At 70.2% G+C, this 11372-nt stretch carries 7 protein-coding genes; all 7 read right to left on the bottom strand.

Annotated elements, in window-relative coordinates:
- Positions 1 to 4793 (bottom strand): amino acid adenylation domain-containing protein (locus tag AB0E62_RS39310; protein ID WP_362205723.1); only part of this gene is annotated, 4793 nt, incomplete at its 3' end.
- Positions 4794 to 4889: 96 nt separating this feature from the next.
- A complete protein-coding gene (locus AB0E62_RS39305; RefSeq protein ID WP_362205721.1) occupies positions 4890 to 5105 on the bottom strand; it encodes an MbtH family NRPS accessory protein in 216 nt (71 codons plus the stop codon).
- Between the two features lie 182 nt (positions 5106 to 5287).
- Positions 5288 to 7777, bottom strand: a complete 2490-nt coding sequence (locus AB0E62_RS39300) for an FtsX-like permease family protein (protein WP_362205718.1) — start codon at positions 7775 to 7777, stop codon at positions 5288 to 5290.
- On the bottom strand, positions 7774 to 8646 hold the full coding sequence (locus tag AB0E62_RS39295) for an ABC transporter ATP-binding protein (RefSeq protein ID WP_362205716.1): 873 nt from the start codon (positions 8644 to 8646) through the stop codon (positions 7774 to 7776). The genes AB0E62_RS39300 and AB0E62_RS39295 overlap by 4 nt, the downstream gene beginning before the upstream one ends.
- On the bottom strand, positions 8633 to 10060 hold the full coding sequence (locus AB0E62_RS39290; protein WP_362205713.1) for an MFS transporter: 1428 nt from the start codon (positions 10058 to 10060) through the stop codon (positions 8633 to 8635). The genes AB0E62_RS39295 and AB0E62_RS39290 overlap by 14 nt, the downstream gene beginning before the upstream one ends.
- Complete coding sequence (locus AB0E62_RS39285) at positions 10036 to 10953, bottom strand: ornithine carbamoyltransferase (protein ID WP_362205710.1); 918 nt, start codon at positions 10951 to 10953, stop codon at positions 10036 to 10038. Before AB0E62_RS39285 ends, AB0E62_RS39290 begins: the two co-directional genes overlap by 25 nt.
- A 39-nt stretch (positions 10954 to 10992) precedes the next feature.
- The coding region (locus AB0E62_RS39280) for a phosphopantetheine-binding protein (protein ID WP_362205708.1) at positions 10993 to 11372 on the bottom strand (380 nt) is incomplete at its 5' end.

Genomic DNA, 11372 nt, shown 5'->3' with positions numbered 1-11372 from the left:
CACTCCACCGCCACCGCACCCGGCACACCAACAGCCCGACGAGCCACCAGATCCGGCACCGACACCTCCGGCACCACCACCGCCGTATCGTTCCACCCGCTCAGCACACGCTCCCGCTCACCACCGGGCAGATACACCGCACGCGCATCACCGTCCACATCAGCCGACATCGACTCCAGCACCGACCGGTACATCGCCGCGAGACGATCCACCCCCTCCCGGCCGATGACATGCCGGTTCGCGGTGATCACCATGAAGCCGGCCCGGGTGGAGACGCCCAGCGGGAACTCGGTGGGGCTGTCGTCGATGGTGGCCGGGTAGTCGATCAGGTCCTGGTCGACCTGGCGGAAGTTCTGGTAGCTGAACCGCACATTCACCAGGCGGTCGGAGGCGCTCAGTTCGCGTTGCATGGCACCGAGCGGGAAGCGGCGGTGCGACCAGATCTCGATCTCCCGGTCGAAGACCTGGCGCACCAGGTCGCGCCAGGTTGCGGCGCCACGGGTGAAGGCGAAGGGCAGCGGGTTGAGGTACACCCCGTACACCCGCTCGGCGCCCACGGCCTCCGGCCGGGCGTTGGTCACCAGGCCGGTGAAGAAGGACTCCTCGGCGGTGAGCTGGCTCATCACCTTCAGGTGCGCCGCGTGCAGCACGCTCTTGATCGGCACCTTGGCCTGGCCGGCCAGTGAGCGGAGCCCGGCGTCCAGGTCGTGGTACGGCACCCAGGCGCGGTGCAGTCCGCGCGGCGTCGTCGCAGGGTCGTCGCCCCAGCCGACCGGCGGCTCGAAGGGGGTGTGGCTGCCGAGGACGTCCCGCCAGTAGTCCCGGTCCTCGTCCGAGGACAGGGAGACCAGCTCGGCGGCGATGAAGTCCGCGTACCGCACGGCGGCCGGCTCGGGCTCGTCCAGGGGGCGTCCGTCACGTATCGCCTTGTAGGCGGTGACCAGCTCCATCAGCAGGGAGTGGTGGCTCCACCCTTCGAGCACCGCGTGGCACTCGGTCAGCGTCAGCCACCAGCTGCCGTCGTCGCAGGCATGCCCGGTGAACCGGATCAGCGGGGCCTTGGTCAGGTCGAACAGCCGGGTGCGCTCCTCGGCCATGAAGGCGCGCAGCGAGGCATTGACCGCGGCGGGGTCGAGACCGGTCAGGTCACGCCCGCCGACCGGGCATTCGACCTGTGCGGAGTCGTGGACGAGCTGCAGCGGCACCGAGTAGCCCTCGAGGGCGAACGAGGTGCGCAGGATCTCGTGACGGGCGATCACGACGTCCGCCGCCTGCTGGAGCGCGGCCCGCTCGAAGGCCTGGTCGTCGAGGATCCGGAAGCAGGTGGAGTTGTGGTAGAGGTTGCGGCCGTCGTCGGCGAGCATCTCCACCACCATGCCCAGCTGCACCTGCGCCAGCGGGTAGGCGTCCACCAGTCCCTCGGGAAGCTTGGCCCGGTCCTCCTCGGCGAGCAGGGCGAAGGGCTCGACAGCCGGTTCGACATCGGCGGGGGCGGGCCGTCCGGTGAGGAACTCGACCAGCTGGGCGGGGGTGCGGTGCTCGAAGACGTCACGGACCGTGACGTCGTGGTCGGCGTCGCGCAGGGCGCCGACCAGGGCCACCGCTCGCAGCGAGTCGCCGCCCAGGTCGAAGAAATTATCCTCGACGCCGACCTGCTCGACACCCAGGGTCTCGCGCCAGACCGCGACCATCTCTTCCTCGGCCGGCGTACGCGGCGCCACATGGACGGTCCCGATGCCGAGGGCGGCCCGGTCGGGGGCGGGCAGCGCGGCCTGGTCCAGCTTGCCGTTCACGGTCAGCGGGATCTTCCCGATGATCAGGAAGGCGGTCGGGATCATGTACTCCGGGAGCGAGCGGGCGAGGAGCGTCCGCAGCTCGCTCGGCGCTGCCACGGCCTCCGCGGCGGGCACCACGTACGCGACGAGCCTGCGGTCGCCGGGGGTGTCCTCGCGGGCCACCACGACGGCGTCCCGGACCAGCGGGTGGGAGGTGAGCGCGGCCTTGATCTCGCCCAGTTCGACGCGGTGGCCCCGGATCTTCACCTGGTGATCGATCCGGCCGTGGTAGTCCAGGCTGCCGTCGGGCCGCCTGCTGGCCAGGTCGCCGCTTCGGTAGAGCCGGGAGCCGGGTTCTCCGTACGGGTCGGGAAGGAAGCGCTCGGCGGTCAGCCGGGGGCGGTTCAGGTACAGCTGCGCGACACCGGGTCCGCCGACGTGGATCTCACCGGGCACACCGACGGGCACCAGCTCGCCGTGCTCGCCGAGGAGATGGACCCGCAGGTCACGGATGGGCACACCGATCGCGTTGCCGATGCTCGACGCCACGTCGGCGTCGGTGAGCCGGTGGTAGGTGGTGTGCACGGTGGTCTCGGTGATGCCGTACATGTTGACCAGTGCCGTACGGTCCAGGCCGCGCCGCGCCGTCCAGGGCGCCAGTCCCGGGATGTCGAGCTTCTCGCCGCCGAACGTCACCACGCGCAGGGCGAGTTCGCCGATGAGCGGATTGCCGTCGGCGGCCAGGGCGACCAGGCCGCGGAACGCGGACGGCGTCTGGTTGAGCACGGTGACCTGCTCATCGACGAGCAGCCGCAGGAAGTCCTCGGGCGAGCGGGTGGTGTCCGGCTCGGCGACGACCAGCCTGCCGCCGCGGGTCAGGGCGCCGAACATCTCCCAGACCGACATGTCGAAGGCGTACGAGTGGAACAGCGCCCAGACGTCCCGTTCGCCGAAGCCGAAGTGCTCCTCGGTCGCCGAGAACAGCCGGAGCACGTTCGCGTGGGTGAGTCCCACGCCCTTGGGGCGGCCGGTGGAGCCCGAGGTGTAGATGGTGTAGATCAGGTCGTCGGGCAGCGCACCGGACTCCGGATCGGTCTCCGGTTCCGCGGCCAGGGCCGCCGCGTCCGACGCGTCGTCGAGGACGACCAGCCGGCCGTCGAGTACGCCCGACAGCTGCTCGGCGTGGTGCGCGGAGGTCACGACGATCCGGGCGCCGGCGTCGCCCAGCATGTAGCCGATGCGGTCGGCGGGGTGCTCGGGGTCCAGCGGCAGGTAACCGGCTCCGGACTTGAGCACACCGAGGAGGGCGGGCACCAGGTCCAGGCCGCGGTCCAGGCTGACGCCGACCAGCGTGCCGGGCCCGGCACCCAGTCCCCGCAGATGGTGGGCGAGGCGGTTGGCGCGGGCGTTGACCTCGCCGTAGCTGAGCCGCCGGCCGCCGTGGACCAGTGCGACCGCGTCGGGGGTGGCCGCGGCCCGGTCCTGGAAAAGCTCGTGAACAGTTCGGTCCGGGGCCGGGAAGACCTGCGGTTCGGGCACGATCACGGCCAGGTCGGCCTCGTCCAGCATCTCCAGACGGGAGAGCGGCAGGTCCGGCTGGACGACCGCGCACTCGAGGAGCCGCACGAAGTGCCGGGCGAGCCGCTCGACGGTGCTCCGGTCGTACAGGGCGGTGCTGTACTCCAGCGTGCCCCGCACGCTGCCGTCGGCCCGCTCACCGAGCTGCAGCGAGAGGTCGAACCGGGAGATACGGGAGGTCGCCTCCAGCGTCTCGGTCTCCACCCCGGGCAACCGGAAGTCGCGGGTGCGCTCCCGGTGCATCGTGAAGGCCACCTGGAACAGCGGGGTACGGGACATGTCCCGCTCCGGCTGGAGCCGGTCCACGATCCCGGCGAAGGGGAACTCCTGGTTGTCGAAAGCGTCCAGGACCGTCTCGCGGCAGCCGGTGAGCAGCGTGCGGAACGACGGGTCGCCCTGCCAGCGGCCGCGGATCACCAGGGTGTTGATGCCGTACCCGATGAGCTGCTCCAGCTCGGGGCGGCCGCGTCCGGACACCACGGTGCCGACCGGCACGTCGTTGCGTCCGGTGTAGCGGGCGAGCAGCGCCTGGTAGCCGGCGAGGAGGGTCTGGAACGGGGTGGCGCCGTGCTCGGAGCCGAGGGCACGGAGCTTCTCGGCCAGCGGAGCCGGAAGCTCCAGCGGTACCGCGTCGCCGTCCCAGCCGCGGACGGCGGGGCGGGGACGGTCGGTGGGCACCTCCAGCGCGGTGGAGCCCGCGAGCTGTTCGCACCAGTAGTCGAGCTGCTTCTCCATCAGGTCACCGGCCGCCGTGTCACCGGCCAGCCGCTTGCGCTGCCAGGCCGCGTAGTCGGCGTACTGGATCGTCATCGGGGCGAGCGGGGACGGCCGGCCTTCGAGGAACGCGCCGTAGACGGCCGAGAGTTCGGACATGAAGAGTCCGACCGACCATTCGTCGCAGGCCACGTGGTGGAAGACCACGGCCAGCAGCTGGTCGGCCGCGTCGGTCTTGATGAGCCGGGCGCGCAACGGCCACCCGTTCTCCAGATCGAAGGGCCGGCCGGCCTCGGCCTCGGCCAGTGCGGTGGCGCGTGCCTCCCGCTGCTCCGCCCCGGGAAGGGCGGTGAGGTCGTCGACGGGAAGGTCGAACGGGCCGGGAGGATCGATGACCTGGACCGGCTCGATCCCGTCGAGCCGGTAGCGGGTACGAAGGATCTCGTGGCGCCCCACGAGTTCCTCGAAGCTGCGGTGCAGCACCCGCTCGTCCAGCGTGCCGCGCAGCCGGAGCACGACCGGGACGCTGTACTCCCAGCTGTCCGGGTCGAGCCGGCTGAGGAACCACATCTGCTGCTGACCGTGGGAGAGCACCAGCGGGCCGTCACGGTCCACCGGAGCCACCGCGGAACGCCGCCCGCTGCGGCCCCCGGCGAGTCGGGCGCGCACCAGTGCCTCTCGCTCTTCCTCGGCCTGCCGACCCGTCCGAACTTCGCCAGTGCTCATGCTGAGCGCTCCTCCCGGCCTTTCCTGCCGTTACGTCGATTGCATGTCCGGCGTGTTCCTGCCGCCGGTCCCTACCGCCGGTCGACGGCAGGGGTCTCAGGCGCTTGCCTGCTCCATACGGCGGCGCAGGCTCGCCGGCCGCATGTCCGTCCACACCTCGTCGATCCGGTCGAGGCAGTCCTGCCGGGCACCTTCGGTGCCTTCGGCGCGCCAGCCGGCCGGCAGCTCCCGGTCCGCTTCCCAGATCGAGTACTGCTCTTCGTCGTTGAGGACGACCCGGTAGACGCGGTTGTCGTTCTGCTCGTCAGCCATGTCGCATTCCCTTCGCTGATCGGATTCGTGTTCAGCATCGGACGGGGAGCTATACCGGCCCTCTATAACGGCCTCCGTGGCCGTCCACAGCTTCTCCGCGCCCCGGAAACAGCACGCGGCCCGGTCCCGACGGGGGGCGGGACCGGGCCGCGTGGGCCAATGGGGTACTGCGGGTGGTGCTGCTACTCGCGGCCCCCGATGCTCGCCAGGGTCCTGGCGCGCAGCGCGGCGCCCACCGGCACGACGGTGCCGATGACGGCCAGCAGGGTGGACACGACGGCGACCGCGATGACCGCCGTGTACGGCACCACGATGGGCGTGGTGCCGAACAGCTGGAGCAGCGCGCCCCACAGCCCGGCCAGGTTGACCGCCGTCGAGACCAGCGCCAGGACCAGGCCGATGGAGGCCACCAGGAGCGATTCCGCGATGAAGAACTTCACCACCTGCTTCGGCGTGGCCCCGGCCAGCCGGAGTACCGCCAGATCGCGACGCCGGTCCGCCGTCGCCATCAGCAGGGTGTTGAGGATCGCGATGAAGCAGAACATCAGGATGATCACGGCGGTGGACCTCTGCCGCACCTCGGTGAGGTGTCGTGCGTACGCGGCCTCCGAAGCGACCAGTTGGTCCCGGGTCATGAAGTCGGCGCCGGTGCCGGCGACGGCGTGGTGGATCGCCGCGGTGGCGGTGGCCGTGTCGGTGCCGGGGTCCAGTGAGATGTAGGCGCGCCTGACCAGTCCGTCGCGTGCGTAGGCCGCGGTCTTGGCGAACCTCGGGGTCAGGTAGGCCACGTCTTCGCCGGGCATCGCCTTGTAGGTCGCCGCGATGCGGAGCTTGGCGACCGAGCCGTCGGCCATCGTGATCTCGAGTGCCGAACCGACGTCCAGTCCCCAGCGGTCGGCCACCACCGTGCTGTTGTCGTCCCACTTGTCGAACGAGCCGTCGACGATCTCGAGGTTCATCGTCCGCTTCAGCGCGGCGGGATCCACCACCAGCGCGTCGTTCTCGTCGAACCTGTCCTCGTCCCGGGTGTAGATGGTGGTGAGGATCGGCGCCGCGATCCGTACGCCGGGGATGCGGCTGACCTTGTCGGCCACCGCCGGGCTGATGCCCGGAGTGCCGTCGGGTGCGAGGGCGTACTGCGACTTCACCGAGTTCCGCACCCCGCTGTCGCGTGCCGCGCCGAGCGAGTCGGTGGCGGCCAGCAGTGAGAACACCAGGCCTACCGTGAGCAGCACGGGCGCCGCGATGGCGGCGGTGCGCCGGCGCGAGGTCAGTACGCTCTCCCGGACCAGCATGGCGGTGGGTCCGGCGGAGCGCGTGAAGGGCCGCATCAGCAGCTTGGTGAGCGGCCCGACGAGGAGCGGCGCGACCACGGCTGCCGCCAGCACCGGCACCATGAGGGACAGCACATAGGTGGTGGGCGACAGGACGCCGGCCGGATGGCCGATGGCGATCCAGCCGGTCCAGCCGACACCACCGATCACGCCTGCGGCGCCGAGCCAGAAGCGGCCCCGGGGCATCCCGTTGTCGTCGACGGCCGCTTCGCGCAGTGCCTCGACGGGGCGGATGCTCCCGGCCCGCCGGGATGAGGCGCTCGCCCCGCCGAGCGCCACCACGACTCCGACCAGGAAGGCGCCGGCGAGCGGCGCGAGGACCGTCCAGTCCGTCGAGAACCCGACCTTCAGCCAGGACGGTGAGATGCCCATGTCGATGAGCATGTCGGTGAGCAGCTGAGCACCGAACAGGCCCAGTACCGTGCCGATGGCGGAGGCCAGGCCGCCGACGAGCAGTGCCTCGTTGCGGACCATCTTGCGCACCTGCTTGGGCGTCGCGCCGACGGCCCGCAGCAGGGCGATCTCACGGCGGCGCTGGATCACCGCGAAGGCGAAGGTGGACGCCACCACGAAGATCGCCGTGAGGCCCGCCACGCTCGCCATCACCGGTACCAGCGTGATGGTGTTGTCCAGCGCCTCCCGGTCGAGGTCCTCGCTGGCGTCCGCCTTGTGCCGGGCTTCCCCGGTGAGCACCTCGGCGTCCCGGCCGACAGCGGCTCGTACCTTGTCGAGCGGGCCGAGTGCCACCAGGGCGTGGATCCGTGGGGAGAGCTTGGCGGCCTCCGCGTCGCTGAAGAAGACCGCGTCCTCCCAGTCGACCGGGGAGACGGTGCCGCTCACGGTGTACTTCTTGACCCCGTCGGCGGTGAGCACGGTCACCTGGTCGCCGGTATGCCCCTGGTCGGAGGGGACGACGACATCCGTGTCCGAGGACGGCTGCCTGCCGTCCTCCAACTGGTAGCCGCCGAACCGGGCCACCGGCCAGGGGTGGCCCACCTGGTTCTTGGAGCCGCCTTCGAGCTGGGCGTAGAAGGCCCGGTCTGTGACGGTCTCCCCCACGGCCGCGACCTTCTGCCGCAGCTGGACAGAGATGCCCTTGGCCTCGGCCGGCGAGCGGATGCCCAGGTCGTGGTGGGCCGCGTTCCACGTCGGGTCGTGCGGCAGCACCACCGCCGGGGCGCCCGCGAAGCGTTCCGCGGGCCGGTCCGGCATGTCGATCACGGCCATGAGGAGCAGGCCCATGGCCGCGACCTGCGCTACTCCGAGGACCAGCGCGACGACGGTGCCGAGGAACGACACCCAGCGTGAGCGAAGGGTCTGGAAGGCAACCCTGATCACCGGACCACCGCCAGATCGGTCATCCGCTCGGCGACGGCCTCGGCCGTGGGGTTGATCAGTTCGCCGACCAGACTGCCGTCGGCGAGGAAGAGGACCCGGTCCGCGTAGGCCGCGACGTTCGGGTCGTGCGTGACCATCACGATCGTGGTCACCGCACGGTCCCCGTCCGCCGGGGCGGGTACGGCGGAGGGCGTTCCGGAGCCCTGGGACTGCGGGGCGCCGTACGCCTGCGACTGGTCGTACACCTGGGAGGGGTCGTACGCCTGGGACGGGTCGTACGCCGGCTGCCGGGCACCGACCAGGTCCCGCAGCATGCCGAGCAGTTCCCGCCCGGTGCTGAGGTCGAGCGCCCCGGTGGGCTCATCGGCGAAGAGAACGGCCGGACGGGTCACCAGGGCGCGGGCGATGGCGACGCGCTGCTGCTGACCGCCGGAGAGCTGGCTGGGCCGGTTGCCGGCCTTCTCTTCGAGCCCCATCTGGCCGAGCGCGCGCAGCACCGCGCGCCGGTCCGGCTTGATCCCGGCGAGGCGCAGCGGTAGCGCCACGTTCTGCTCCGCGGTCAGCGAGGGCAGCAGGTTGAACGACTGGAAGATGAAGCCCGTCGACTCCCGCCGCACCTCGGTGAGTTGCGTCTCGCTCAGTCCGACGATGTCCTTGCCGTCGATGAACACCCGGCCGGATGTGGGGCGGTCCAGGCCGGCGGCGCACTGCAGCAGAGTCGACTTCCCGGAGCCCGAGGGGCCCATGATCGCCGTGAAGCTCCCTCTGGGGAAGGACAGCTGGATCTCGCGCAGCGCGGTCACCGCGCTGTCGCCTGACCCATATGTCTTGGTGAGCGACTCGAGCCGCACCGCGTCATCGATCGACATTGATTCTCCGTAGCTGCGTGGTGCTGAAGGGATCAGCCGTCGACCCATCCGATGTGGGTAAGGGCTTCGCGGGGGTTTCGTTGTCCTGCTGATCCTCGAGCGCGGCCCCACGGCGAGTGAAGACGACGGCTGCCACCACAGCGAGCAGAGCCATCACGCCCGACACGATCGCCAGGGTCTGCCGGGAGCCGACTGCCTCCAGCAGGAATCCGGTACCGAGCGCGCCGAGCGAACTCGCGCCCGACACCAGGAGCATGACGACACTGCCGACCCGCCCCTGCATGTTGTTGGGCGTGATGCGCACCTGATACGACATGCCAGAGACAGTAACAGCGGCGCCAATATGTGAGGTTATGAAGAAAAGTACGCCAAGAGCCGGAGGCTGTCTGAAAAAGACAGTTGCCGGCAGCACAGCGGCCCAGCAGGTATGGGCGAGAATCATCACCTTTCGCATGGGCATGCGACTGCTGAGCCAGCCGCCGCTGAAGGCGCCCAACAGTCCACCCGCACCACCGGAAGCCATGATCAGGCCGATGGTGCCCGCGGCGCCGCCGTCCTCCCTGACCACCACGGCCACCGAAAGTATGAGCCCCTGGAAGACCAGGTTGCTGCCGGCGATGATGAACAGCGCCGTACGGAAATAGGCGCGATTCCATACCCAGCGCAGCCCCGCCGAGATCTGGTCGCGCATCCTGGGCTTCTTCTTGTTGTTCTGGGGCGGCGTCCCCTTCTCCCCCCGCAGCCGGACGAGAGTGATCAAGGAACACAGGTAGAGAAAGACGCTGCTGGAGAAGGGGATCCAGGCCGAGAGACCGAACAGGGCGCCGCTCACCGGGTTTCCGACGAAGTTGACCCCGCGGGAGCGGGCCTCGTTCATCGTCAACGCGGCGCCCAGCTGCCGGGACGGCACCACGCCGCGGACCATGGCCCGCTCGGACAGCTGGTAGAAAACGGTCATGCTGCTCTGGACGAAGGCCACGGCGACGACATGCCACACGTAGAGCCTGTCCCCCAGGAGCGAGACGGCGACCGTCGCGACGGCCAGCATCCGGATGATGAGAGTCCACATCATCACCCGGTGCCGGTTCAGCCGGTCGACCAGCACCCCCGCCGGCAGCTGCACCAGCAGCGCCGGCAGGAGTGAGGCGAAACCCACCAGGCCGGCCGAACTCTTCGAACCGGTGTGCCAGAGCACCAGGAGCGTGAAGGCCATACCGGAGCAGCGTTCCGCCATGACCGACATCGCGGAACCGGTCCACAACAACCGGAACTCCCGGTAGCTGCTCAGCGGCGGCAGCCGGTGCCGGCGCCTCGCGGGCGGCCCCGCCGCCTTCGTTGCGGCGGGCGCCGCCGGCTCCTGTCTCTCGGGAGGCGCCGCCTCTTCCACACTCATCGTCGGTTGGCCCAGCACCATTCCAGAACGGCCATCGCGCTGTGCAGCTTGTGCGTGGCCTGGGTGAAGGCGATGCTCGCCGGGCCGTCGAGCACCTCGGCCGTGACCTCTTCACCGCGGTGCGCGGGGAGGTCGTGCAGGAAGACGGCGTTCGGGCTGCTCTGCCACAGCTCCCGGGTGACCTGGAAGGGCGCGAAGACGTCCCGCCAGTCCGCGGTCGCCTTACTGGTTCCCGTGGTCTGCCAGCGGGTGGTGTAGATGGCGTCGAGACCGGCCGGCACCGCTTCCATGTCGTGCTGCTCGGACACCTTGGATCCACAGCGCTCCGCCTGCGCGGTCGCGGTGGCGAGGATCTCCGGGGCGAGCCCGTAACCGACCGGCGTCCGCAACTCCAGCTCGGTCCCGGGGAACCGCGTCAGAGCCAGCGCCAGGGCCGCCGCGCTGTTGTTGCCCTCGCCGACGTACAGCAGCCGCAGACCTTCGATCCGGCCGAAGTGGCTGTACAGCGTGGTGAGATCGGTGAGCCCCTGGGTCGGGTGCTCCTCGGCGCTCATGGCGTTGATGACGGACATCGGCCCGCCGGCCGCCAGGGTCCGCAGCTCTGCCGTGGCGTCCGCGGTGCGGGCCACCAGCAGGTCCAGCATGCCGGCCAGCACCCTGGCCGTGTCCTCGATGCTCTCCCCGGTGTTCAGCTGCAGATCGCCGGGCCCGAAGGTCACCGTCTGCGCACCGAGCCGCAGCGCGCCGCTGGTGAAGGCGGTACGGGTACGGGTGGAGGTGCGCCGGAAGTAGATTCCGACGATCGCGCCCTCCAGAGGCCTCGCCCGGTCGCCGGCGGCGTATGCGGCTCCTCGCTCGACGATGTGCCGCAGGTCGTCGTCGGTCAGGTCGTTGATGGAGATGATGTGTCGCATGGGCCTGCCTGTCTTCCTCAGCCGGTAGTGGGCCGGCGGTCAGTGGGCGTCGCTGAGCAGAGCGTCGATCTCGGCCCGGATCCGGCCCTCGATCTCCACGGCGAGCTGAGCGATCGTCGGGCTCTCGAAGGCGATCCGCATCGGCAGATCGAGGTCGAACTCGTTCTGCATCCGCGAGACCAGCCGTACGGCGAGAATCGAGTGGCCGCCGAGTTCGAAGAAGCTGTCATGCACACTCGCCCGCTTGCCCAGCAGCTCCTGCCAGATGGCCGAGAGGCGTTCCTCGGTGGTGGTGCGAGGGCCGACGAAGGCACCGGTGGCACTCTCGTCCGGGTCCGGCAGGGCACGGCGGTCGATCTTGCCGTTGGCCGTCAGCGGAATCGAGTCCAGCGCGGTGAACACCGAGGGAACCATGTACT

This window comes from Streptomyces sp. NPDC038707 (genome assembly GCF_040636485.1).
In the GTDB taxonomy this organism is placed as follows: domain Bacteria; phylum Actinomycetota; class Actinomycetes; order Streptomycetales; family Streptomycetaceae; genus Streptomyces.
The sequence above is the reverse complement of the archived record's forward strand: the minus strand, read 5'-3'. Positions and strand labels throughout refer to the sequence as shown.